Source organism: Pseudomonas syringae (assembly GCF_001698815.1).
Classification (GTDB): Bacteria; Pseudomonadota; Gammaproteobacteria; order Pseudomonadales; family Pseudomonadaceae; genus Aquipseudomonas; species Aquipseudomonas syringae_A.
Window position 1 is genome coordinate 19,104 of sequence record NZ_LGSI01000052.1, and the last position, 22,636, is coordinate 41,739.

At 59.6% G+C, this 22,636-nt stretch carries 22 protein-coding genes; 8 read left to right on the plus strand and 14 right to left on the minus strand.

What is annotated here, in order from left to right; translation table 11 throughout:
* Positions 1–304: 304 nt before the first annotated feature.
* The 3 genes from AFK24_RS18615 to AFK24_RS18625 all read left to right on the plus strand — a co-directional run bounded on the left by AFK24_RS18615 (position 305) and on the right by AFK24_RS18625 (position 2,825).
* Entirely contained in the window at positions 305–1,312 is a 1,008-nt protein-coding gene (locus tag AFK24_RS18615) for a methionine ABC transporter ATP-binding protein (protein WP_020293367.1), read from the plus strand.
* The gene (locus AFK24_RS18620) at positions 1,312–1,986 is read left to right on the plus strand and encodes a methionine ABC transporter permease (RefSeq protein ID WP_065834623.1); all 675 of its coding nucleotides are present in this window, start codon (positions 1,312–1,314) and stop codon (positions 1,984–1,986) included. Before AFK24_RS18615 ends, AFK24_RS18620 begins: the two co-directional genes overlap by 1 nt.
* Positions 1,987–2,051: 65 nt before the next feature.
* Positions 2,052–2,825, plus strand: a complete 774-nt coding sequence (locus AFK24_RS18625) for a MetQ/NlpA family ABC transporter substrate-binding protein (RefSeq protein ID WP_065834624.1) — start codon at positions 2,052–2,054, stop codon at positions 2,823–2,825.
* 152 nt (positions 2,826–2,977) lie between these two features.
* Here the strand turns inward: AFK24_RS18625 and AFK24_RS18630 are convergent, their stop codons facing one another.
* Genes AFK24_RS18630 through AFK24_RS18650 form a run of 5 tightly spaced genes read right to left on the minus strand, consistent with a single transcriptional unit; the run spans position 2,978 to position 6,975 of the window.
* Complete coding sequence (locus AFK24_RS18630) at positions 2,978–3,610, minus strand: SCO family protein (RefSeq protein WP_065834625.1); 633 nt, start codon at positions 3,608–3,610, stop codon at positions 2,978–2,980.
* On the minus strand, positions 3,607–4,506 hold the full coding sequence (gene cyoE / locus AFK24_RS18635) for a heme o synthase (RefSeq protein ID WP_065834626.1): 900 nt from the start codon (positions 4,504–4,506) through the stop codon (positions 3,607–3,609). Before cyoE ends, AFK24_RS18630 begins: the two co-directional genes overlap by 4 nt.
* Positions 4,503–5,630: a COX15/CtaA family protein gene (locus tag AFK24_RS18640; RefSeq protein ID WP_065834627.1), complete on the minus strand. Its 1,128-nt coding sequence runs from the start codon at positions 5,628–5,630 to the stop codon at positions 4,503–4,505. The genes cyoE and AFK24_RS18640 overlap by 4 nt, the downstream gene beginning before the upstream one ends.
* A 9-nt stretch (positions 5,631–5,639) precedes the next feature.
* Positions 5,640–6,233 (minus strand): hypothetical protein, encoded by a 594-nt coding sequence (locus AFK24_RS18645; protein WP_065834628.1) that lies wholly within the window; start codon positions 6,231–6,233, stop codon positions 5,640–5,642.
* A complete protein-coding gene (locus tag AFK24_RS18650) occupies positions 6,199–6,975 on the minus strand; it encodes an SURF1 family protein (RefSeq protein ID WP_065834629.1) in 777 nt (258 codons plus the stop codon). The genes AFK24_RS18645 and AFK24_RS18650 overlap by 35 nt, the downstream gene beginning before the upstream one ends.
* A 71-nt stretch (positions 6,976–7,046) precedes the next feature.
* On the opposite strand from AFK24_RS18650, the gene AFK24_RS18655 reads away from it, so the two are divergent.
* Entirely contained in the window at positions 7,047–7,250 is a 204-nt protein-coding gene (locus tag AFK24_RS18655) for a twin transmembrane helix small protein (protein ID WP_020293377.1), read from the plus strand.
* A 72-nt stretch (positions 7,251–7,322) separates the two neighbouring features.
* Here the strand turns inward: AFK24_RS18655 and AFK24_RS18660 are convergent, their stop codons facing one another.
* The 4 genes from AFK24_RS18660 to coxB form a co-directional block, all read right to left on the minus strand.
* Positions 7,323–8,210 (minus strand): cytochrome c oxidase subunit 3, encoded by an 888-nt coding sequence (locus AFK24_RS18660; protein ID WP_065834630.1) that lies wholly within the window; start codon positions 8,208–8,210, stop codon positions 7,323–7,325.
* Positions 8,211–8,223: 13 nt separating this feature from the next.
* Positions 8,224–8,781, minus strand: coding sequence for a cytochrome c oxidase assembly protein (locus AFK24_RS18665; RefSeq protein ID WP_065834631.1), 558 nt, complete (start codon positions 8,779–8,781; stop codon positions 8,224–8,226).
* A 25-nt stretch (positions 8,782–8,806) separates the two neighbouring features.
* On the minus strand, positions 8,807–10,399 hold the full coding sequence (gene ctaD / locus AFK24_RS18670; protein ID WP_065834632.1) for a cytochrome c oxidase subunit I: 1,593 nt from the start codon (positions 10,397–10,399) through the stop codon (positions 8,807–8,809).
* A gap of 169 nt (positions 10,400–10,568) precedes the next feature.
* On the minus strand, positions 10,569–11,693 hold the full coding sequence (gene coxB, locus AFK24_RS18675) for a cytochrome c oxidase subunit II (RefSeq protein ID WP_065834633.1): 1,125 nt from the start codon (positions 11,691–11,693) through the stop codon (positions 10,569–10,571).
* 379 nt (positions 11,694–12,072) lie between these two features.
* Between coxB and AFK24_RS18680 the strand changes: the two genes are divergently transcribed.
* On the plus strand, positions 12,073–12,723 hold the full coding sequence (locus AFK24_RS18680) for a hypothetical protein (RefSeq protein ID WP_065834634.1): 651 nt from the start codon (positions 12,073–12,075) through the stop codon (positions 12,721–12,723).
* Positions 12,724–12,881: 158 nt separating this feature from the next.
* On the opposite strand, the gene AFK24_RS18685 is transcribed toward AFK24_RS18680, so the two are convergent.
* The 5 genes from AFK24_RS18685 to prlC all read right to left on the minus strand — a co-directional run bounded on the left by AFK24_RS18685 (position 12,882) and on the right by prlC (position 19,007).
* Positions 12,882–14,414, minus strand: a complete 1,533-nt coding sequence (locus AFK24_RS18685; RefSeq protein WP_065834635.1) for a SulP family inorganic anion transporter — start codon at positions 14,412–14,414, stop codon at positions 12,882–12,884.
* 95 nt (positions 14,415–14,509) lie between these two features.
* Positions 14,510–15,241 (minus strand): carbonic anhydrase, encoded by a 732-nt coding sequence (locus AFK24_RS18690; RefSeq protein ID WP_065834636.1) that lies wholly within the window; start codon positions 15,239–15,241, stop codon positions 14,510–14,512.
* Positions 15,242–15,465: 224 nt separating this feature from the next.
* The gene (locus AFK24_RS18695; RefSeq protein ID WP_065834637.1) at positions 15,466–16,524 is read right to left on the minus strand and encodes a PA0069 family radical SAM protein; all 1,059 of its coding nucleotides are present in this window, start codon (positions 16,522–16,524) and stop codon (positions 15,466–15,468) included.
* 147 nt (positions 16,525–16,671) lie between these two features.
* On the minus strand, positions 16,672–16,959 hold the full coding sequence (locus tag AFK24_RS18700) for a YheV family putative zinc ribbon protein (protein ID WP_065834638.1): 288 nt from the start codon (positions 16,957–16,959) through the stop codon (positions 16,672–16,674).
* On the minus strand, positions 16,956–19,007 hold the full coding sequence (prlC, locus tag AFK24_RS18705) for an oligopeptidase A (protein WP_065834639.1): 2,052 nt from the start codon (positions 19,005–19,007) through the stop codon (positions 16,956–16,958). Before prlC ends, AFK24_RS18700 begins: the two co-directional genes overlap by 4 nt.
* Positions 19,008–19,097: 90 nt before the next feature.
* Here prlC and AFK24_RS18710 point away from each other — a divergent pair, with 90 nt between their 5' ends.
* The 3 genes from AFK24_RS18710 (at position 19,098) to AFK24_RS18720 (ending at position 22,540) form a co-directional block, all read left to right on the plus strand.
* Positions 19,098–19,646 carry a gamma carbonic anhydrase family protein gene (locus AFK24_RS18710; protein WP_020293388.1) on the plus strand — a complete coding sequence of 183 codons (549 nt, stop codon included), beginning with the start codon at positions 19,098–19,100 and terminating at the stop codon, positions 19,644–19,646.
* Positions 19,647–19,774: 128 nt separating this feature from the next.
* Complete coding sequence (locus AFK24_RS18715; RefSeq protein ID WP_065834640.1) at positions 19,775–20,425, plus strand: HAD family hydrolase; 651 nt, start codon at positions 19,775–19,777, stop codon at positions 20,423–20,425.
* A gap of 180 nt (positions 20,426–20,605) precedes the next feature.
* Positions 20,606–22,540 (plus strand): acetyl-CoA hydrolase/transferase C-terminal domain-containing protein, encoded by a 1,935-nt coding sequence (locus tag AFK24_RS18720; RefSeq protein ID WP_065834641.1) that lies wholly within the window; start codon positions 20,606–20,608, stop codon positions 22,538–22,540.
* The last annotated feature ends 96 nt before the right edge of the window (positions 22,541–22,636 follow it).

Below are 22,636 nucleotides of genomic sequence, written 5' to 3' on the forward strand. Positions count from 1 at the left end.
CCCCGCACGGTAAAGGGGGAAGTCGCGGTGCTCATTAAGTGACCGGGGAGAAAATCAGCCGTTCCGTGAATTTTTCAATCTTCGGTTGGCCGGTATCGGGTGGGTCGCGCTCCAACCGGACCGTTTTTTGTGAAACCACTGATCGCCTTATGCCAAAATCGCAGGCCGCTTATGAAATAAATGCTAAATACCTCTTGGCGGACAGGCTAAAATGCGCGCCCGGCTTATCCAGCCGCTGCGAAGCAGCCCGTGTGCGTCCTGCCACTGCGCTGATTTTTTACCGCGCCCCCACAAGGTTCGCTACGTGATCGAGTTTCATAACGTCCACAAAACCTATCGGGTGGCAGGCAAGGAAATTCCGGCCCTGCACCCCACCAGCCTGCGCGTCGAAGACGGCCAGGTGTTCGGCCTCATCGGCCATTCCGGCGCCGGCAAAAGCACCTTGCTGCGCCTGATCAATCGCCTGGAAACCCCGAGCGGCGGGCAGATCATTGTCGACGACGAAGATGTCACGGCACTGGACGCCAACGGCTTGCGGCGCTTCCGCCAGCAGGTCGGGATGATCTTCCAGCACTTCAACTTGCTGGCGTCCAAGACCGTGGCCGACAACGTTGCCATGCCGCTGACGCTGGCGGGCGACATGTCCCGCAAACAGATCGACCAGCGCGTCGCGGAATTGCTGGAGCGCGTGGGCTTGTCCGATCACGCGAAGAAGTATCCGTCGCAGCTGTCCGGCGGTCAGAAACAGCGCGTCGGCATCGCCCGCGCCCTGGCCACCAAGCCGAAAATCCTGCTCTGCGATGAAGCCACCAGCGCGCTGGACCCGCAGACCACGGCGTCGGTCCTGCAATTGCTGGCCGAGATCAATCGCGAGTTGAAGCTGACCATCGTGTTGATCACCCACGAGATGGACGTGATTCGTCGTGTCTGCGATCACGTGGCGGTGATGGATGCCGGTGTGATTGTCGAGCAGGGCACCGTGGCGGACGTGTTCCTGCATCCGCAGCACGCGACCACCAAACGCTTTGTTCAGGAACACGAGCAGATCGACGAAAGCGAACAGCGCGATGACTTCGCCCATGTCGAAGGCCGCATCGTGCGCCTGACGTTCCAGGGCCAGGCCACTTACGCACCGCTGCTGGGCACTGTCGCCCGGGAAACCGGCGTCGACTACAGCATCCTCGCCGGTCGTATCGACCGCATCAAAGACACCCCTTACGGGCAACTGACGCTGGCCATCACCGGCGGCGACATGGACGCCGCGTTCGCGCGCTTCACCGCTGCGGATGTCGACATGGAGGTGCTGCGCTGATGCAAGCTTTCATCGAACTGTTTTCCAACGTCGACTGGCAGGAAATCTGGATCGCCACCGGCGATACCCTGAACATGCTGGTGGTTTCGCTGGGCTTCACGGTGCTGTTCGGCCTGCCGCTGGGCGTGCTGCTGTTCCTCACTTCGCCGCGCCAGTTGCTGGAAAACAAGCCGCTATATTCGGTGCTGTCGATCGTGGTCAACCTGCTGCGCGCCTTGCCGTTCATCATTTTGCTGATTGTGATGATGCCGCTGACGCAGATCATCACCGGCACTTCACTGGGGATCCTCGGCACCTTGCCGCCGCTGATCGCCGGGGCCACGCCGTTCTTCGCGCGATTGGTCGAAACAGCGCTGCGTGAAGTCGACAAAGGCATCATCGAAGCGACCCAGGCCATGGGCGCCACGACGCGGCAGATCATCGTCAAGGCGCTGCTGCCGGAAGCGCGCCCCGGCATTCTTGCGGCGATTACTGTGACCGCGATTGCGCTGGTGTCGTTTACTGCAATGGCCGGTGCCGTCGGCGCTGGCGGCCTGGGTGATCTGGCGATTCGCTACGGCTACCAGCGTTTCCAGAACGATGTGATGTTCGTGACGGTCGTATTGCTGTTGGTGCTGGTGCAGATCCTGCAAACCATCGGCGACAAACTGGTCGCGCACTACACGCACCGATAATTGAATTGGCTGGTGATGAACCAGCAAATGCCCGCCACACGGCGGGCACTCAAGGGAGTTGATCCATGAAAAAGCTGTTGGCCGTATTTGCCGCTGTGGCCGCGTTGTCCGCGCACGCCGATGAAACCCTGACCGTCGCTGCCAGCGCCGTGCCCCACGCCGAGATTCTCGAGTTCGTGAAACCGACGCTGGCCAAAGAAGGCGTGGACCTGCAGATCAAGGTCTTCAACGATTACGTGCAGCCGAACCTGCAGGTGGCGGAAAAGCGCATGGACGCCAACTTCTTCCAGCACCAGCCGTATCTGGATGAGTTCAACAAAGGCAAGGGCACTGATCTGGTCAGTGTCGGCAAGGTTCACGTCGAACCGTTCGGCGCGTACTCGGACAAGCTCAAATCCCTGGCCGAGCTGCCGGATGGCGCCAACGTCGCGATTCCTAACGATGCCACCAACGAAGGCCGTGCGCTGCTGCTGCTGGCCAAGGCTGGGCTGATCACCCTGAAGGATCCGGACAATATTCTGTCGACCCCTAGAGACGTGCTGCAGAACCCGAAAAACCTCAAGTTCCGCGAACTGGAAGCCGCAACCCTGCCCCGGGTGCTGACTCAGGTTGACCTGGCGTTGATCAACACCAACTTTGCGCTGGCGGCCAAGCTTGATCCAACCAAGGATGCGCTGATCATTGAAGGTGCCGAATCGCCTTACGCCAACATCCTGGTAACCCGCACCGAGAACAAGGACGCCGACGCAGTCAAAAAACTCGTCGCCGCCTTGCAGAGCCCGGAAGTGAAAGCGTTCATTCTTGAGAAGTACAAAGGCGCTGTGGTTCCAGCGTTTTAATCTGAAACCAGCGAGCCCGCAGCGTAGGACCGGCTTTAGCCGGGAGGACATTATTCGGCACTGCGCATTGATTCAGCCTGATGCGGTGTTCGGAGCATAATCCTCGCGCCCCTCGCGGCTAAAGCCGCTCCTACGGGGGCGGGGGCTGGGGGTTATTTGCGCTGCAACAACCCCGGCAATTGCGCCACCAGCTTCTGATTATTCAACGGCGCACGAATGAACCCGCGTTGCGTGCCGTCCGGGCCGAGCAGGGCCAGGTTGCCGCTGTGGTCCACGGTGTAGTTCGGTTTGCTGGTGTCGGCGGGTATGAACGGGATGCTCACCGCGTTGGCCAGCTTCTGGATGTCCGCAACGGACGCCGTCAGGCCAATGAACTCCTTGTCGAAATACCCCAGGTATTGCTTGAGCTGCGCCGGCGTGTCGCGGTTCGGATCGACGCTGATCAGCACCACGCGCAGGTTCGCCAGGACGTCCTTGGGCAGCTCGCTCTTGATCTGCCGCAGCTGGGCGAGGGTGGTCGGGCAAATGTCCGGGCAGAAGGTGTAACCGAAAAACAGCACCGTCCACTTGTCTTTCAGCTCGCTGACTACCACTGGCTGGCCATCTTGATTGGTCATCTTCAGGTCGGGCAGGCTGCGGCTTTGCGGCAGCAGGATGACCCCGGCGTCGATCAACGCAGTCTGTTCGCCCTGGCCTTTACCCGACAGCACGCGGTTGACGGTCAGGCCGAGAATCAAGGCAACGATGGCGGCGAGGATAAAAACGGTCTTCTGGGTTCGAGTCATAGGGTCAACAGTAAGTAGTGGTCTACGAGCAGCGCGATGAACAGCAGGAACAAGTAGTAGATAGAGTACTTGAAGGTATTCATCGCCGCGTGCGGCCGAGCGCCACGGTACAACACCCAGGTCCATTGCAGGAAGCGCGCGCCAAGTCCCAGGGCGCAGAGCAGATACAACACGCCGCTCATCTGGATCACATACGGCAACAGGCTGACCGCCAGCAAGATCAGCGTGTAAAACACGATATGCACTTTGGTGTAGTGCTCGCCATGGGTGACCGGCAGCATCGGGATGTCGGCCTTGGCGTATTCCTCCTTGCGATGAATTGCCAGCGCCCAGAAATGCGGTGGCGTCCAGGCGAAGATAATCAGCATCAGCAACAACGGTTCGGCGCTGACGTGTCCGGTGACCGCGACCCAGCCCAGCAGTGGCGGCGCAGCTCCCGCCAGCCCGCCGATAACAATGTTCTGCGGCGTGGCACGCTTGAGAAAACCGGTATAGATCACCGCGTAACCCAGCAACGAAGCCAGCGTCAGCCACGCAGTCAGTTGGTTGGTGAAGGTCAGCAGCAGCGCCTGGCCGCTCAACGCCAGGGTCAGCGCGAACGTCAGTGCGGCGCGTGGAGACACGCGGCCCACGGCAATCGGTCGTTTATGGGTGCGAGCCATCAGCGCGTCGATCCGGCGATCCACCACATGGTTGACCACCGCTGCGCCACCGGCACAGCAGGCGATGCCCAGATTGCCAAACACCAGCACCGCCCAGGGCACGCCCGCGCGCGTCGCGAGAAACATGCCCACCAGCGAAGTGATCAGCATCAGCACCACGACCTTGGGCTTGGTCAGCTCCAGATAGTCGCGCCAGAGCGCCTGGTTGTGCTGGGCGCGGGTTAGTGTGGTCATGGAGTGAATCTCTCATCCGGTGACGTCCGTTGGAGCGAGGCTTGCCCGCGAAGGCGATAATTGAGCCCCGAAAATTTTGTTGTGAATACTGATCTCTTCGCGGGCAAGCCTCGCTCCAACGAGTACGAGCCGATCCTTGCTGGTACCGCCACCCGAACCCGGAAATTAATCAGCACCATACTCAGCATCAACGCCGCGCCGCCTGCGTTATGCGCCACGGCGACCGCCAGTGGCAGATGAAAAAGCACATTGCTGATGCCCAGGCCAATCTGCACACCCAGCGCCAACAGCAACAGCATCGCCATGCCCTTGAAACCGGCTTTCCTGAGCTGCCACGCCAGGGCGAGCAGGGAAAACGTCACCAGCAGCGCACCGATGCGGTGGGTCAGGTGAATCGCTGTGCGTGCTTCGCTGTCGAGTTTGCCGCCCAGATAATTCGGGCCGATGTGTTGCGTCAGGTGAAAGCCATTGGCGAAATCCGCATCCGGCCACCATTGGCCCTGACACGTCGGCAGATCAGTGCAGGCCATCGCCGCATAATTGGAACTGACCCAGCCGCCCAAGGCGATTTGCACGGTCACCAGCAAGATACCGATGGCCGCCATACGGCGCAGTCGCACCGGCAGTTGCGGCTGAATCGGAAAAGCGCCACTCAGGCGCACCGTCAGTAGAAACAGCAAGCTCAGGGTTGCGACGCCGCCCAGTAAATGCGCGGTGACCACTTGCGGCCAGAGCTTGAGGGTTACCGTCCACATGCCGAATGCCGCCTGGGCAAACACCACGCCCAGCAGCACCAGCGGCAGTTTCAACGGTTGCCCCGCGATATGCCGCCGCTGCCAGGCCTGCGCCGCCAACAGCAGAATCAGCAGCGCCAGTCCTCCGGCGAAATAGCGATGGGTCATCTCGTTCCAGCCTTTTTCGGCATGGACCGGCGTGTCCGGGTAATGCAGCTCGGCGTGGGCCAGCTGCGCCTCGCTGGCCGGCACGCTGATGAAGCCGTAACAACCCGGCCAGTCAGGGCAACCCAGCCCGGCATGGGTCAGCCGCGTGTAGGCACCGAGTAACACCACGAACAGCGCCAGCAGCGTGGCAAGCAGGGCAAGACGAAATCCGGGCTTGGTCATGACGACCCCCTATCCGATATTCGACAGTTTCAGCAGCTGGCGCAGATCGTTGAGCAAGTCCTTACCATTCACGTCCACGCCGTAGCGCAGCACAAGGTTGCCGTGGGGATCGACGATCCAGAGTTGTGGCGCCTCGATGCCTGGCGCGGTTTTTTGATAACGCGGCAGCTCCAGCGGATAGCGCTGCAGTTGCGGGTATTCCCGGGTCAACCTGGCGGTGTAGTCGGCGTCCAGCGGTTGGGCGGCGGCCAGTGCGTGACTGGCCCGAGACGCGTCGCGCCCCAGGCCGATCTGAATCTGCCGGGCCAGATACACCAGGTGCTGGCATTGGGCTTCACACGCCTTGGGCGCGCTGACCAACAGCTGCCAGCGCGACTCGTCGGCCTGCACACCGAGGTCGGCGCGGCTTTGGCCATTGCCGATCAATTCGCCATGAAAGCTGCGGTTTTCCGGCAACCAGAACTTGAACTTGTACATGCTGGTGGCGAGGATCATCGGGCCGATGGCCACCAGCAATACCAGAATCAGCTGCCAGCGACCCTTGCGGCGGTTCAGCGGCGGGCGTGGTTCAGACGTGCTGGTGGGGTTCATGACCGTTCCCATGGTTGTCCTCCTTGGCGTTGTTATTGTTGTTCGGTTTGTTCTTGCTCTGCGCGGTGTGCCAGCCCAGGTACACATAAAGGCCCGTCAGCGCGGTCGCCAACGCGAACCACTGCACGGCGTATCCCTGATGTTTCTCCGGCCCCATTGCCACCAGCGGCCAGTCCAGCCGATAGGCGCCCAGCTCCGACGCCATGCGCAACTCCTGGGGAAAACCGTCGCGGGCCAGTTCCGCCCAGAGCTTGCCCGCATCCACCGCAGTGACCAGTCGCGGCCATGGCGCGTTGGCCGTATCCGCGTGCAACTGGAAGGTGGCGCCGGGGGCCACGTAAACCCAGGCTTCGACATCAAGCAGCTGAACCGGGGTCTGAAACTGTGGTGGCGTGCGGCGATCAGGCCATGGCAGCCAGCCGCGATTGAGTAGTATCCACAGTCCGCTGGCCTGATCCTGAAAGGGCTGGAGCAGCTCGACGCCGACCTTGCCTTCACGCGTACTGTTATCGAGCAACTGACTGTGCTCAGGGTCGAAGCGCCCGCGCAGCTGTACACGGCGATAGGCCGGATCGGCGCTGGTTACCAACTGTTCGATCCGCACCGGTTCTGCCGCACGGCGCTCGGCGTAGTGGGCGAGCATCACCCGCTTTTCCTCGCCGCGACCGAGCTGCCAGAAACCGAGCGCGATCAGGCACGGCAGCAAGGTGAACACCACCAACGTCGGCAGCAGGCCGGGCGCAAAACGCTTCATCGCTGCGCCCGGCCTGACTGTGCGTCCCCACCTATACTCCATTGCATCGCGTTTGCTCCTGGAGTTGCCTGATGCTCAAAGCAGCGATTGTCCTGATGCTTTTCGCCACCACGGCCAGCCTGTTCAGCGGCCTGTTCTTTCTGGTCAAGGACGACAGCCACTCGACGCGTCTGGTGAAAGCACTGACCATTCGCGTCAGCCTGGCGGCCATTACCCTGGCGCTGATTACCTGGGGCTTTTACAGCGGTCGACTGGTTTCGCATGTGACTTGGTAATCGACCTTCTGCAATGACCGTTCCGTAGGAGCGGCTTTAGCCGCGAGAGCGCTTTCCCGGCTAAAGCCGGTCCTACAGCACATACACAAATACAAACAACCCGATCCACACCACGTCCACGAAGTGCCAATACCAGCTCGCCGCCTCGAAACCGAATTGATGCTCGGCATCGAAATGCCCGCGCAGGACCCTCATGAGCATCACGAACAGGATGATGGTGCCGATGGTGACGTGTGCGCCGTGAAAACCGGTGAGCATGAAAAACGTCGCGCCGTAGATGCCCGAACCCAGAGTCAGGCCAAGCTCTTTATAAGCGTGCACATATTCTTCGGCTTGCAAGGTCAGGAAGCTCAAGCCCAGCAGCACGGTGATCGCCAGCCAGATTTTCAGCGCGCCGCGATGGCCTTTTTTCAACGCGTGGTGGGCGATGGTGATGGTCACGCTGGAGCTGACCAGCAGGATCGTGTTGATCAGCGGCAAATGCCACGGGTCGATAATGCCCTTGGGCGCCGGATACAGTTTCGGGTCCGGTGTGTTGAGCATCGGCCAGGTGTATTCGAAATTCGGCCAGAGCATGTGCGCGATGGCCTTGGAGCCTTCGCCGCCCAGCCACGGCCCGGACCAATAGCGGATGTAGAACAGTGCGCCGAAAAAAGCAACGAAGAACATCACCTCGGAAAATATGAACCAGCTCATGCCCCAGCGAAACGAGCGGTCCATCTGCGCGCTGTACAGGCCCGAGCGGCTTTCCTTGATGACCGTTCCGAACCAGCCAAACATCATGTAGGCGATCAGCAATCCGCCGACGAAGAAGATCAGCGGCCCATGAGATTCCGGGCGCGCGGCCTTCATGTCGTTGAACCAGGTGCCCAGGCCATACATGGTCACCAGCAAGCCGACGGTGGCGATGATCGGCCATTTGCTCTGCGCCGGAACGTAATAGTGCTCGTGCGATGCCATATGCTTCTCCTTGCTAACCGCCATTGTTCGCGACACGCGCAGCAGGGGGTTGGCGAGCGGTAATGTCGAACAGCGTGTAGGCCAGTGTCAGGTGTTTCACGTCCTTGGGCAGGTCGCGATCCACAATGAAACGCACCGGCATTTCGATACGCTGGCCCGGTTGCAGCACTTGCTGGGTGAAGCAGAAACATTCGGTCTTGTGGAAATAAACCGCTGCTGCGCCCGGTGAAATACTCGGCACCGCCTGCGCGGTCATGGGTTTGTCGGTGGGGTTCTGGGCAATGAACAGCATCTCGTTGACGGCGCCGGGGTAAACCTCCAGCTGCTCGGCCTTGGGATAAAAACCCCAGACCATGTCCACCGCATTGGTCGACAAAAACTGCACCCGCACCCGGCGGCTCTGGTCGATGACCTGCGAGCCCTGATAGGCATCGCCGGTTTTGCCATTGATGCCGAACGCCTTGCACATCACGGTGTACAGCGGCACCAGCGCGAAGCCGAACGCAAACATCGCCACTACGATCAATAGCAGGCGGGTGACGAGGCGTTTGTTCGGGCTCGGGTTGGTCATCTGGAGCAGGCTTCAGCAAGCATTTTCATTTCACCTCCGGCGGCGTGGTGAAGGTGTGATACGGCGCGGGCGACGGGATGCTCCACTCCAGGCCTTCAGCTCCATCCCAAGGTTTGGCGGGTGCTGGTTCGCCGCCGCGAATGGTCTTGATCACGATGAACAGGAAGAAAATCTGCGTCGCGCCAAAGGTGAACGCGCCGATGGACGACACCATGTTGAAGTCGGCAAATTGCAGGTTGTAGTCCGGCACCCGACGCGGCATGCCCGCCAGACCCACAAAGTGCATCGGGAAGAACGCCATGTTCATGCCGACGAAAGACAGCCAGAAGTGCAGCTTGCCCAGGGTCTCGTCGTACATGTGGCCGGTCCATTTCGGCAGCCAGTAATAGGCCGAAGCGAAAATCCCGAAAATAGCGCCAGGCACCAGTACGTAGTGGAAGTGGGCGACGACGAAATAAGTGTCCTGGTACTGGAAATCCGCAGGCGCGATCGCCAGCATCAAGCCGGAAAATCCACCTATGCTGAACAGGATCACAAACGCCACGGCAAACAACATCGGCGTCTCGAAAGTCAGCGAGCCCTGCCACATGGTGCTGACCCAGTTGAACACTTTCACCCCGGTCGGCACGGCGATAAGCATGGTGGCGTACATGAAGAACAGCTCGCCCACCAGCGGAATGCCCACGACGAACATGTGGTGCGCCCAGACCAGAAACGACAGGAACGCAATGCTCGCCGTGGCGTAGACCATGGAGGTGTAGCCGAACAAGGGTTTGCGCGAGAACGCCGGAATGATCGAACTGACGGCGCCAAAGGCCGGCAGGATCATGATGTACACCTCGGGATGGCCAAAGAACCAGAACACATGCTGGAACAACACCGGATCGCCGCCGCCTGCGGCGCTGAAAAAACTGGTGCCGAAATGGATGTCCATCAGCATCATGGTCACGCAACCGGCCAGCACCGGCATCACCGCAATCAGCAGGAACGCGGTGATCAGCCAGGTCCAGACGAACAGCGGCATTTTCATCAGGGTCATGCCGGGCGCGCGCAGATTGAGGATCGTCGCGACCACGTTAATGGCACCCATGATCGAGCTTATCCCCATCATATGGATGGCAAATATAAAGAAGGTCACGCTTTCGGGTGCGTAGGTCGTCGACAGCGGGGCGTAGAACGTCCAGCCGAAATTCGGGCCGCCGCCTGCCCTGAACAAGGTCGAGACCAGTAATATAAAAGCAGCGGGCAGCAGCCAGAAACTGAAGTTGTTCATCCTCGGCAGCGCCATGTCCGGCGCACCGATCATCAACGGGATCATCCAGTTCGCCAGCCCGACGAACGCCGGCATGACCGCACCGAACACCATGATCAGGCCATGCATGGTGGTCATCTGATTGAAGAATGCCGGCTCGACGATTTGCAGTCCCGGCTGAAACAGCTCGGCGCGAATCACCATGGCAAATGAACCACCCAGCAGGAACATGGTGAAGCTGAACCACAGGTACAGCGTGCCGATATCCTTGTGATTGGTGGTCAACACCCAACGCATCAAGCCCTTGGCGGGGCCATGTGCATGGTCATGGCCCGCGAGGCCATGGTCGTCAATGACTGCACTCATGATCTGTCTCCTGCCAGAATCTGGCTGGTATTTTCGTTGGAGCGTGGCTTGCCCGCGAAGGCGATGTTCCTGCCTGGAAAAATGTTGTGGGTGTACCGACCTCTTCGCGGGCAAGTCGGAATCGCCGCCCGCACGCTCCAACAGAATTCGCCGCCGAACGTAAACTGATTCATTTCTGCGCCTGCTTCAAAGCCAGCACATCCTTGGGCGTGACCATATCGTTGGTGTTGTTGCCCCACGCATGGCGTTCGTAAGTCACCACGGCGGCGATATCGACCTCCGATAGCTGTTTGCCAAACGCCGCCATCGCCGTGCCCGGTCGCCCGTTGAACACCGTTTTCAGGTGTTCTTCCTTCGGTCCGGTGGCTACTTTCGAACCTTTGAGCGCCGGGAACAGCGGCGGCATGCCCTGGCCCTCGGCCTGATGACAGGCCACGCAAGTGGTGTGGTAGACCTTGTCGCCCCGGGCAACGAGTTCTTCGAGGGTCCAGTCCTTGCTGGTCAGCTCCTTGAGCTTGGCGCTTTCTTCCTTGCGGCCCGCCAGCCAGGTGTCGTAATCCGCCTTGGATTTGGCCTCGACCACAATGGGCATGAACCCGTGGTCCTTGCCGCACAGTTCAGTACATTGGCCGCGATAGATGCCGGGTTTTTCGATGCGGGTCCAGGCTTCGTTGACGAACCCCGGTATCGCATCGCGCTTCACCGCAAAAGCCGGTACCCACCAGGAGTGGATCACGTCGGCACCGGTCACCAGGAAGCGCACCTTTTCACCCACAGGCAACACCAGCGGCTCATCAACCTCCAACAGGTAATGCTCGCCTTTGTCGTCGCGGTTGTGGATCTGATTGGTCGTGGTGGTCAGGTTGCTGAAGAATTCGACGTCCTGGCCCAGGTACTTGTAGTGCCATTTCCACTGGTAGCCGGTGATCTGGATATCGATATCAGACTCACTGGAGTCGTACATCTTGATGAGGGTTTTGGTCGCCGGGATAGCCATGACCACCAGAATCAGCAGCGGCACGATGGTCCACATGATTTCGACTTTGGTGTTTTCATGAAAGTGCGCGGCCTGCTGGCCGGTGGAGCGCCGATGCACAATGATCGACCAGAACATCGCGGCAAAAACGACGATACCGATCACCACACAGATCCAGAAAATGGTCATGTGCAGATCGAAAATCGCACTGCTGGTTTCGGTCGCTCCCGGCGCCATATTCACTGTCCAGGCGGCATGCGCCTGGCCGAATATCAACCACAACAGGAGGCCCATCCAAACTGTTGGATGACGCGTCATCACGGGTTCCCCTTTTATTCTTGTTGTCCCGCGGGTCTTCACCAGCGGTCAAGCTTCAAGGGAGTGGCTGCCACGTCAACTACACCATGACCGCGTCAGACACTTTTCGAGTGCTGCGGCCATCAGCCAGCTTCCTTCAATGGCGAGTATAGCCACGCGAATCAGCTACGCAACGCACTGGTAAAAACCGCCGGGTGGGCTATGTGCTTTGTTAATAAGTTTGAATAAATGCGTATTTTTGTCCGAAAAGCCCTTTTTAATAGCCATTACACATAAATGTGAATCTGTTATGACAAATACGTCTTAGCGAACGTCTCAAGCAGGCTACCTTAAGACTTTCCCTATCAACCCCCTGGTTTTACCGCCGTCAGGAGCCTTCATGAACACCGCCGCTTTGCGCGAGCAGATTCAAAACGCCCATCAACATGAGGCCACTACTGGCCAGTTGTTGCGTCAACTGGAAATTCAATTACCGCACCTGCATCCTGCAATCCACCTTCCTGAGGTTGATGCAAAAGGGGTGTTGAATCGTTTCGTGACAGCGTACATCGATCTGGTCCCGGACCTGCTGGATGCGGCCCATGGAGTGTCTATCGAAGCGGGTATCGAGGGGCAGATTAAACCCGTACTGAAAATCGCCGAACACTTTTTCACGGCGCCGCCTGCGATCATGCAGGGTCATGACGGGCTGGACAGCCTGCTGGACGAGGCCTATCTGGCCCATCGTCTGGTCGAAGAAGTGAATGACCTGTACATCAAGCATTTCGGCCAGCCGCTGATCCCGTCCAACACCACGGTTGCCAGCGTGATCGCTCATCAGCTGATCGGCGAGACCTTCGCCAACCAACTCGACGAAGCGGTTCACCATGCTCTGGATGAAATGCTGGACGAGGACAGCTTCGCCCTGGACTCAGTGGAAGCCTATCGCGAGCGCCTGAGCAGCCCGGACACGGAAGCCGCCTGGAAGCGCTGGCCAAGCCTGTCGCGCCAGCTCGGCGTGGGTCTTGAGCTGGAGCGCAGCAAGGCTTGATCTTCATCACAACCATTTGAAGTTGAGCGTATCCCGTAGGACCGGCTTTAGCCGGGAGGGCGGAAGGCCTGTCGACGCAACTGTTGCGAATGTACCGGCCTCCTCCCGGCTGAAGCCGGTCCTACGAGTCCTGTTTATTAGCGCCTACGACGTTTTGCTCAACCCGTCGTCGACCCAACCCCCACTGTGGTCCGCACGCGGCCTTCCAGTCGGCGCTTCAAACCACGAGGTTCGATGATCAATCGCGAACCCTGCGCGGCGTTGGCCCGGCCCCATTCTTCCAGCAATTCCAGGCATGAATGGTCGATGTAGCTCAGGTTGTTCAGTGGCACATGCAGCGTGGTGCCGTTGGGCACGTTGCCCAGCGCCTTGGTCAACGCGGGCACCTTGAGGAAAGTCGCAGCGCCTACCAGACGCAACTCCATTTCACCTTCGGCATCCAGCGGGATCAGGCTGATCTTCAAGCGTGCAGCCTTCAGCGCCAGTTTGACCAGAGTCAGACCAAAACCCACCAGAACGCCGGTCAGCAGATCAGTAAAGATAATCGCCGCCGCTGTTGCCGCGTAAGTGAACATCGGCATGCGGCCATAACGACCCAGACCGCGAAACGCCTTGAGATCCACCAGCTTCAGGCCGGTATACACCAGAACGCCCGCCAGACTCGCGACCGGAATGCTTTGTAGCACACTGGACAGCAGCAACACGAAAGCCAGCAGCCATGCGCCGTGAAAGATCGCCGACAAGCGCGTGCGCGCACCGGCCTGGACGTTGGCCGAGCTGCGCACAATCACGCCCGTCATTGGCAACGCGCCCAACAATCCGCAGAGCATGTTACCCACGCCCTGGGCGCTCAGTTCCTTGTCGAAATCCGAACGCTGGCCGTCATGCATACGATCCACGGCGGCCGCCGACAGCAGGGTTTCCGCGCTGGCAATGAACGCCACGGCGAAGGCTGCCACCAGAATCGCCGGATCGGCCAGATTCAGCAGATCCGCAGGGCGCAGCCAGTCGATGGCTTCAGCCAGATTGTCCGGCACCTGAACACGCTTGACCTGCAATGCCAGCGCCAGACTGGCCAGCGTCGCCACGCCGACGCCGAGTAAGGCGCCCGGTACGAAACGCAGTGATTGCGGCCGCCATTTATCCCACAACCACATGATCAGAATCGTACCCAGGCCGAGAATGCCGGCCTGCATGCCGGTGCCTGGCCCGATGGCCTGAACCAGCGTCGCGGGGAAGCCGATCAGGTTATCCAGGCCGGAGGGTTTCGGCCCTCCATCGAACATCACGTGCGCCTGCGACAGCACGATCAGCACGCCAATCCCGGCCAGCATGCCGTAGACCACCGCTGGCGCCGTGACCCTGAACCAGCAGCCGAGCTTGAAGCGTCCGGCCAGCACTTGCAGCAAGCCAGCCAGCAACAGGATCGGGCCCAACATGGCCATCCCGTGTTCACGCACCACCTCGAACACCAATACCGCCAGGCCCGCAGCCGGACCGCTGACCTGCAACGGCGAACCGGCCAGCCAGCCCACCACCAGACCGCCAATGATGCCGGTTATCAAGCCTTTCGCGGGCGGCATGCCCGACGCAATCGCGATCCCCATGCACAGCGGCAGCGCCACCAGGAATACCACCACGGAAGCCAGCAGCTCCCGTGGTAAAACAGATTTCAGTTGAGCTATACCCATGACGAGTCTCCGGGATTCTTCAGACGTGACAATGCCGTGCGGCGCGCGATACACGCGGGCCGCCACGAACTTGTACGAGATTTAAAAACGCGTCGTTAGAAACGCGGTTTTGGCGTGGCCATCGGTGTTGGATGGTCGCCGTCCAGAGGCAGGAAACAATCTTGTTCGGCGTCGTAGGCTCTGATTGCACAGGTCTCGATGTCGTAGACCCAGCCGTGGATGAATAGCTGTCCACTGGCCATTTTTGACGCTACAGAAGGGTGAGTACGCAAGTGCTGCAATTGGGCGATGACGTTCTCTTCGGTGAGAACATGCATGGTTTCAGTCTCGCCAGCGCAGTGGCAGTTGTCTTCGACCACGATGCGCGCGACTTCGGCGTGGCGTAACCAGGCTTTTACCGTCGGCATTTTTTCGAGGGTTTGTGGGTTGAGCACCGCGCGCATGGCACCGCAATCGGAGTGGCCGCAAACGATGATGTGGTGCACACCCAAAGCCAGTACCGCATATTCGATGGCCGTGGAAACGCCGCCATTCATGGGGCCATAGGGCGGAACCACGTTACCGACGTTACGTGTAACGAACAGGTCGCCCGGCGAACTTTGGGTAATCAGCTCCGGGACGATGCGTGAGTCGGCGCAGGTAATGAACATCGCCCTGGGTTGTTGGGCGTTTGCGAGTTTCTTGAACAGTTCTTCTTGTTGCGGGAAGACTTCGTGCCGGAAATGCTTGAAGCCATCAACAATGTGCTTAAGCGCAACGTCGGCGGATTCGGCTTGCGGCCGTTCGTCCGCCAATGCAGCCGAAGTCTGCTTATCCATGTCGTTCATGTCTCATCCTCTTTGACGGATTGATGTGGATGGTAGCTTTGAGGCTGTCAAAGCGGCGCGGTGCACATTCCATTTTACGAGGCCGCTGACTCATTGCGTGTTACACATTAACCGCCAAAACTTAATTGAAACTTAATGCAACGCTCTAACTCGGCACTCATGGCGATACGACATTATATTCGTCGCCGTCGTTCAGTCGACTTACAGACTCTACCGCCAACCCGTTACAACAACGACATCTGCCCGCCCGGCGGGCAGAACGCCTCGCTATCCAGGCTGAAACTTTCGCGCTTGTTCAGCCCAAGGCGCTTGATGGCAATACTGTAGCGCTGCGCCAGAAGATCGGCAAAAGGGCCTTCACCGCGCATGCGCACGCCGAATCGGCTGTCGTAGACCTCACCGCCGCGAACCTGCCGGACCAGACTCATCACGTGCTCGGCGCGCTGCGGATAATGTGCCTGGAGCCATTCGTCGAACAGCGGCGCAACCTCCAGCGGCAAACGCAGCATCACATAGCTGGCGCTCAACGCCCCGGCGGCCTTGGCTTCGCTGAGCAGGCTTTCCAGTTCCATGTCATTGATCATCGGAATCATAGGCGCGCACAGCACGCCCACCGGAATTCCTGCATCGCGCATCACCCGAATCGCCCGCAATCGGGCCTTTGGCGCTGCGGCGCGGGGTTCGAGGATGCGCTTGAGTTCGTCATCCAGCGTGGTCAGGCTGATGAACACCGAGAGCAGACGCTGTTTCGCCAACTCGGCCAGCAAATCCAGGTCACGCAGGATCAGCGAGCCTTTGGTGATGATCGTCACCGGATGCCGATAACGCAGCAGTACTTCCAGCACGGCGCGGGTGATCTTGTATTCGCGTTCGATGGGCTGATACGGATCGGTATTCGCGCCCAGGGTAATCGGCGCGCATTTGTAACCTGGCTTGGAAAGCTGCTGTTCCAGCACGGCAGCGGCATTGGTCTTGGCGATCAGTTTGGTCTCGAAGTCGAGCCCCGGCGACATGTCCCAATACGCATGGCTGGGGCGCGCATAGCAATAAATGCAGCCATGTTCGCAGCCACGATAAGGATTGATCGAGCGATCGAAGGGAATATCCGGCGAGCTGTTGCGAGTGATGATGCTCTTGGCGGTTTCGCTGGTGACCTGCGTGCCCTGGGTCATGGGCACTTCCTGATACCAGCCGTCATCCTCGGCAACCGAGCGATTCGGCGCAAAACGGTTGTGCGGATTGCTGGCCGTGCCGCGGCCACGAGGCGGGAAAATCAGCGACATGGGGATTTTCTCTGTACTGTTTATATATACAGTACAGCATGGTGCTCAAAATCTCACCTCGAAGGCGATCAATGGATAGCCGTCCGTTGGAGCGAGGCTTGCCCGCGAACGCGAGCCTCGCTCCAACGAATTGGATTCCAGTTCACCTCACCCCAGATCAACCGGCTTTTTCAGCTTCGGATTCGGGAAGAACTGCACACCCTGCACCTTTGGATCAGCAGGCTTGGCCGCAGGTTTATTGACCCGCGTGCCCAATTCCTTGGGAATCGACTGACCTTGGGCATTCAACGTATCGCTGTAGCCGCAGCCCACGCATTCACGATGGGGAACGTCGTCTTCGTTCCACATCATGAGTTTGTCGGACTCGCTGCACGCCGGGCAGACAGCCCCGGCGATGAAGCGCTTCTTGGTAATGACTACCGGTGTATCGGTCATGCTGCCACTTCCTCACTCAGGCCACTGTGGCGCAAGAGTGCGTCAATCGACGGCTCGCGTCCGCGGAAGTCGACGAACAGCACCATCGGCGCCAGCGAGCCACCACGGGCCAGGATGGCTTCGCGGAATGCGCGACCGGTTTCGGCATTGAGCACGCCGTCTTCCTCGAACTTCGAGAAAGCATCGGCGGACAGCACTTCAGCCCATTTGTAGCTGTAGTAACCCGCTGCATAACCGCCAGCAAAAATGTGCGCGAAACTGTTCGGGAAGCGATTGTAGGCAGGCGGACGCATCACCGAGACTTCGTCGCGAATGCCTTCGAGCACCTGGGCCACGCTGCGACCATCGCCATGGGTGGCGTGCAATTCGAAGTCGAACAGCGAGAATTCCAGCTGGCGAACCATCATCAGGCCGGACTGGAAATTCTTCGCCGCAAGCATCTTTTGCAGCAGGTCTTGAGGCAGCGGTTCGCCGCTCTCGTAATGACCGGAAATCAGCGCGAGACCTTCAGGCTCCCAGCACCAGTTTTCCATGAACTGGCTTGGCAACTCGACCGCATCCCACGCCACGCCGTTGATGCCCGATACACCGGCATGTTCAACGCGGGTCAGCAGGTGATGCAGGCCGTGGCCGAACTCGTGGAACAGCGTAGTGACTTCATCGTGAGTCAGCAGCGCTGGCTTGCCAGGCGAAGCAGGCGTGAAGTTGCACACCAGGTTGGCCACCGGGCTTTGCAGCTGGCCTTCGGCGGTGCGGCGACGGTCGCGCGCGCCGTCCATCCAGGCACCACCACGCTTGTTGGCGCGAGCATACAGATCGAAGAAGAAACGCCCGACGTGCTGGCCGTTTTCCTTGATCTCGAACAAACGCACGTCCGGATGCCAGGTATCAAAACCTTTCTGCTCGGCGATTTCGATGCCGTACAGACGCTGCACGATAGCGAACAGCCCGCCGAGTACTTTGTCGATGGGGAAGTAGGCGCGCAGGGCTTCCTGGGAAACGCTGTAGCGCTGCTCGCGCAGTTTCTCGCCATAGAAACCGCTGTCCCAGCTTTGCAGATCCGGGCAGCCTTGTTCGGCGGCATACGCCTTGAGTTGTTGCAGATCCTGCGCGGCAAATGGCTTGCTGCGCTTGGCCAGATCCCGCAGGAAACTCAGCACTTGATCGCTGGATTCAGCCATCTTGGTAGCCAGACTCAGCTCGGAAAAGCTGGCGAAACCTAACAATTTAGCCAATTCCTGACGCAGATCGAGAATCTGCTCCATCACTGGGCCGTTGTCGTTCTGGCCGGCATTCGGCCCTTGGTCCGACGCGCGCGTGCAATACGCGGCGTAGATTTCTTCGCGCAGGGCGCGGTCTTCGGCGTAGGTCATCACCGCGTAGTAGCTCGGGAATTCCAGCGTGATCAGGAAACCTTCCAGATCCTTGGCCTTGGCGGCGGCAGCCATTTGCTGTTTGGCCGAATCGGTCAGGCCCGCCAGCGCGGATTCGTCGCTGACCAGTTTGGTCCAGGCCTGGGTCGCATCCAGCAGCTGATTGGAGAACTGGCTGCCCAGCTCGGACAACTTGCTCTGCACTTCGGCGTAGCGTTTTTGCTGTTCTGGCGGCAGATCGATGCCGGACAGGCGGAAATCACGCAGCGAATGTTCCAGAATGGTTTTCTGCGCTACATCAAAACCGGCAGCTTCCGGGCTGTTGGCCAAGGCTTCGAAGGCCTGGAACAGCGCGCGGTTCTGGCCCATTTCAGTGGAGTAGGCGCTCAAGGCTGGCAGGCACGACTCGTAGGCTTCGCGCAATTCGGCGCTGTTGCACACGGCGTTCAAATGGCTGACCGGGCTCCAGGCCGCGCCGAGGCGGTCGTTGAGTTCGTCCATCGCCAACACCAGCCCGGCCCATGTAGGCTGCGAGCCTTGCTTGACGAGGATGTCGGCAATCGCGGCGCGGTTGTCGGCAATGATCTGTTCAATGGCAGGTTTGACATGCTCGGCACGAATCGCCGAGAAAGGTGGCAGGTCGTAGGATTGCAGAAGAGGGTTGTTCGCGCTCACGGTTTTGCACCTTGGCTGGAAGAAACACCCACGCATCTTAATTACAATCGGCGCAGTCCGCAGCTATCAGCGCCAAAGAAGGAGTCTATCGTGGCCATCCGCAGCTTCCAGAATCACACGCCAGCCCTTGGCGAACGGGCGTTCGTCGATCATTCAGCCGTGGTGCTCGGCGATGTCGAGATCGGCGCCGACAGCTCTGTCTGGCCGTTGACCGTCATTCGCGGCGACATGAACCGCATCCGTATCGGCGTGCGCACCAGCGTGCAGGACGGCAGCGTGCTGCACATCACCCACGCCGGGCCGTTCAACCCGGACGGTTTTCCGTTGCTGATCGGCGACGAAGTGACCATCGGCCACAAAGTGATGTTGCATGGCTGCACCGTCGGCAATCGCATCCTGATCGGCATGGGCAGCACGATCATGGACGGCGCAGTGGTCGAAGACGAAGTGATCATTGGCGCGGGCAGCCTGGTGCCGCCGGGCAAAACCCTGGAAAGCGGCTTTCTTTACGTAGGACGGCCGGTCAAACAGATGCGGGCATTGACCGAAAAAGAGATCGCCTTTTTCCCTTACAGCGCCGCCAACTACGTAAAGCTCAAGGACCTGCACCTTGCCGAAGGTTTTGATCAGCCCTGCTAGCCCTGCGACCTATCGACACATCGTAGGACCGGCTTCAGCCGGGAGCAGCCTCGCGGCTAAAGCCGCTCCTACGAGCCCACCCGAGTAGCCCACCTGCAACCAGATCCCGAACACTGATCGAGAGTTCTATGCATTACCAGAATATTCTGTTCGACCTTGATGGCACGCTGACCGATCCGCGCTTGGGCATCACCCGTTCTATCCAGTTCGCGCTCAGCAAACTGGGCATCGACGAGCCCGACCTCGCCAACCTCGAACACTTCATCGGTCCGCCGTTGTTGCAGCAATTCATGCTCGCCTACCACCTTGACGAGGCTAAAGCCTGGGAAGCCGTGGGTTTCTACCGCGAGCGCTTCAAGGTCACCGGGCTGTATGAAAACCTGGTCTTCGACGGCGTGTTCGAGCTGCTGGACGAGCTGGCCGACCAAGGCCGCAACCTGTTCATCGCCACGTCCAAGCCTTGGGTCTTCGCCCACGAAATCGCCCGCCACTTCGACTTCGCCCGGCATTTCAAGGTCATCTACGGCAGCGAACTGGACGGCACCCGCACCGACAAAGTCGAACTGATTGCGCACCTGCTCGCCGAAGAAAACCTCGACCCCAAACAAACCCTGATGATCGGCGACCGCAAACACGACCTCATCGGCGGCCTGCGCAACGGCCTGGATGTGGCGGCGGTAGGCTATGGTTTTGGTAGCCGCGAAGAGCTGCAAGCCGAAGCGCCGACGTATCACTTTGCGACGCTGGCGGAGTTGCATGCGGCGTTTTTGAAGACTTGAACGGATTTCCCGTAGGACCGGCTTCAGCCGGGAGGGGGCCGGGATATCCAATGCATCTGTATCTTTGGACATGCCGCCGTCCCTTCGTGGGCAAGCCTCGCTCCAACGAGCGTCGTATGCAGCAAATTCACCCAACTCCCGGTCCAAGCCTCATCCAACAACAAAACCAGGAAGGAACCGATGCCGCAGTCCTGTTCCATTGACCAAGCCGTCGCGCAGGTGATCGCGCAGTTGCCGGCTCATATCCATATGGGCATTCCCTTGGGGCTCGGCAAGCCGAATCGGTTCGTCAATGCGTTGTACGAGCGGATCAAACAGCTGCCGGACCGGCAATTGACGATCTATACGGCGCTCAGTCTCGGGCGGCCTGCGGTGGGCGAAGGGTTGAAGGAGCGGTTTCTCCAGCCGTTTCTGGAACGGGTTTTCGATGATTATCCCGAGCTTGATTATCTGGTCGATCTGCATCGTGACAGCCTGCCGCCGAACATTCGTGTGCAGCAGTTCTTCATGCAGCCGGGCAGTCTGCTCAATAGCGCACCGGCGCAGCAGGATTACATCAGCAGCAATTACAGCCATGCCGCGCGGGACATCAATGCCAATGGCCTGAATCTGGTGGCGCAACTGGTGGCCCGTGATGAGCAGCGGCCGGGCACGCTGAGCTTGAGTTGCAATCCAGACGTCACCCTCGACCTGCTGCCGATGATCGCCAAACGCCGCGCAGCCGGGGAAACCGTGCTGTTGTTGGGCCAGGTCCACGCTGACCTGCCTTATATGCCAGGCGATTCGGAACTGTCTGTCGAGGACTTCGACTTCCTGCTGGACGATGATGAGCGCAGCACGCTGTTTTCGACGCCGAACATGCCGGTTGGTTTTCAGGATCATTTCATCGGCCTGCACGCCAGCACCCTGGTGCGTGACGGCGGCACGTTACAGATCGGCATCGGCGCGATGGGCGACGCCTTGACCGCCGCGCTGCTGGCTCGGCAAGCCGACAACGAAACCTATCGCGCCTTGCTCGCCGAGTTGAATCTCAGCGACTGGCAAGTCCTGATCGACCGCGAAGGTGGCGTGCTGCCGTTCGTTTCTGGGCTATATGGCTGCAGCGAAATGTTCGTCAACGGCCTGTTGGTGTTGGTCGATGCGGGGATCATTCGTCGCAAGGTCTACGCCGATGTGATGCGCCAGCGCGAGGCCAATGATGGCACTCTGGACGAAGCCGCTCACTCCGACGGAGTTATCGTGCATGGCGGGTTTTTCCTCGGGCCGCAGAGTTTTTATGCGCGCTTGCGCGAGTTTTCCATGGAACGCCTCGGCCAGTTCAACATGACCGCCATCAGTTACATCAACGAGCTGTATGGCAATGAAGAACTCAAACGCCTGCAGCGCCGGGACGCGCGATTCATCAATAGCGTGTTCACCGTGACGCTGATGGGCGCAGCGGTGGCGGATCAGCTCGAAGACGGGCGCGTCTTGAGCGGCGTGGGTGGTCAGTACAACTTTGTCGCTCAGGCCCACGCGCTGGAAGGTGCGCGTTCGATTCTGATCCTGCGCAGCTGGCGCGAGGCGGGCGGCGAGGTCAATTCGAACATTGTCTGGGAATACGGTCATACGACTATTCCCCGGCATTTGCGGGACATCGTGGTCACTGAATATGGCATTGCGGATTTGCGCGGCAAAACCGACTCCGCCGTCATCGAAGCCATGCTCAATATCAGCGACTCACGTTTCCAGGCGGGCTTGATCGAGCAGGCGCAGAAAATCGGCAAGCTGCCTAAGGATTTCCGCCTCGACCCACGCTTCGCACAAAACTCCCCCGAGCGCTTGCAGGCGATTGCCGAGCAGTATTCACAGTTGTTTACCGAATACCCGCTGGGCTGCGACTTCACCGCCGAAGAGCGCGATTTGCTGCGGGCGTTGAACTGGCTGGAAAGCAAATTCAAGCTCACCGAAATCCTCGAACTAGGCAAAGCCACACTGGACGCGCCAGACCCTTCGACATTCCCGGCGCAACTGGAACGCATGCAGCTTGATCAGCCGCAGGGGTTGAAGGAAGAGCTGTATCAGCGATTGTTGCTGGCGGGGTTGCAGAGCACGGTGCAATCACAATCTGTGTAGGAGGGGACTTGTCCCCGAAGAAGGCAACCTCAATCTGTCTGACTCGACGCCTTCCCGGACAAGTCCGGTCCTACCGGGCTGCGCCGACGCCTTCCC

Excerpts from the sequence above, each read along its gene's own strand:
- AFK24_RS18620 (WP_065834623.1), top strand. The coding sequence starts at position 1,312 with ATGCAAGCTTTCATCGAACTGTTTTCCAACGTCGACTGGCAGGAAATC.
- AFK24_RS18625 (WP_065834624.1), top strand. The coding sequence starts at position 2,052 with ATGAAAAAGCTGTTGGCCGTATTTGCCGCTGTGGCCGCGTTGTCCGCG.
- AFK24_RS18630 (WP_065834625.1), bottom strand. The coding sequence starts at position 3,610 with ATGACTCGAACCCAGAAGACCGTTTTTATCCTCGCCGCCATCGTTGCC.
- cyoE (WP_065834626.1), bottom strand. The coding sequence starts at position 4,506 with ATGACCACACTAACCCGCGCCCAGCACAACCAGGCGCTCTGGCGCGAC.
- AFK24_RS18640 (WP_065834627.1), bottom strand. The coding sequence starts at position 5,630 with ATGACCAAGCCCGGATTTCGTCTTGCCCTGCTTGCCACGCTGCTGGCG.
- AFK24_RS18645 (WP_065834628.1), bottom strand. The coding sequence starts at position 6,233 with ATGGGAACGGTCATGAACCCCACCAGCACGTCTGAACCACGCCCGCCG.
- AFK24_RS18650 (WP_065834629.1), bottom strand. The coding sequence starts at position 6,975 with ATGAAGCGTTTTGCGCCCGGCCTGCTGCCGACGTTGGTGGTGTTCACC.
- AFK24_RS18655 (WP_020293377.1), top strand. The coding sequence starts at position 7,047 with ATGCTCAAAGCAGCGATTGTCCTGATGCTTTTCGCCACCACGGCCAGC.
- AFK24_RS18660 (WP_065834630.1), bottom strand. The coding sequence starts at position 8,210 with ATGGCATCGCACGAGCACTATTACGTTCCGGCGCAGAGCAAATGGCCG.
- AFK24_RS18665 (WP_065834631.1), bottom strand. The coding sequence starts at position 8,781 with ATGACCAACCCGAGCCCGAACAAACGCCTCGTCACCCGCCTGCTATTG.
- ctaD (WP_065834632.1), bottom strand. The coding sequence starts at position 10,399 with ATGAGTGCAGTCATTGACGACCATGGCCTCGCGGGCCATGACCATGCA.
- coxB (WP_065834633.1), bottom strand. The coding sequence starts at position 11,693 with ATGACGCGTCATCCAACAGTTTGGATGGGCCTCCTGTTGTGGTTGATA.
- AFK24_RS18680 (WP_065834634.1), top strand. The coding sequence starts at position 12,073 with ATGAACACCGCCGCTTTGCGCGAGCAGATTCAAAACGCCCATCAACAT.
- AFK24_RS18685 (WP_065834635.1), bottom strand. The coding sequence starts at position 14,414 with ATGGGTATAGCTCAACTGAAATCTGTTTTACCACGGGAGCTGCTGGCT.
- AFK24_RS18690 (WP_065834636.1), bottom strand. The coding sequence starts at position 15,241 with ATGAACGACATGGATAAGCAGACTTCGGCTGCATTGGCGGACGAACGG.
- AFK24_RS18695 (WP_065834637.1), bottom strand. The coding sequence starts at position 16,524 with ATGTCGCTGATTTTCCCGCCTCGTGGCCGCGGCACGGCCAGCAATCCG.
- AFK24_RS18700 (WP_065834638.1), bottom strand. The coding sequence starts at position 16,959 with ATGACCGATACACCGGTAGTCATTACCAAGAAGCGCTTCATCGCCGGG.
- AFK24_RS18715 (WP_065834640.1), top strand. The coding sequence starts at position 19,775 with ATGCATTACCAGAATATTCTGTTCGACCTTGATGGCACGCTGACCGAT.
- AFK24_RS18720 (WP_065834641.1), top strand. The coding sequence starts at position 20,606 with ATGCCGCAGTCCTGTTCCATTGACCAAGCCGTCGCGCAGGTGATCGCG.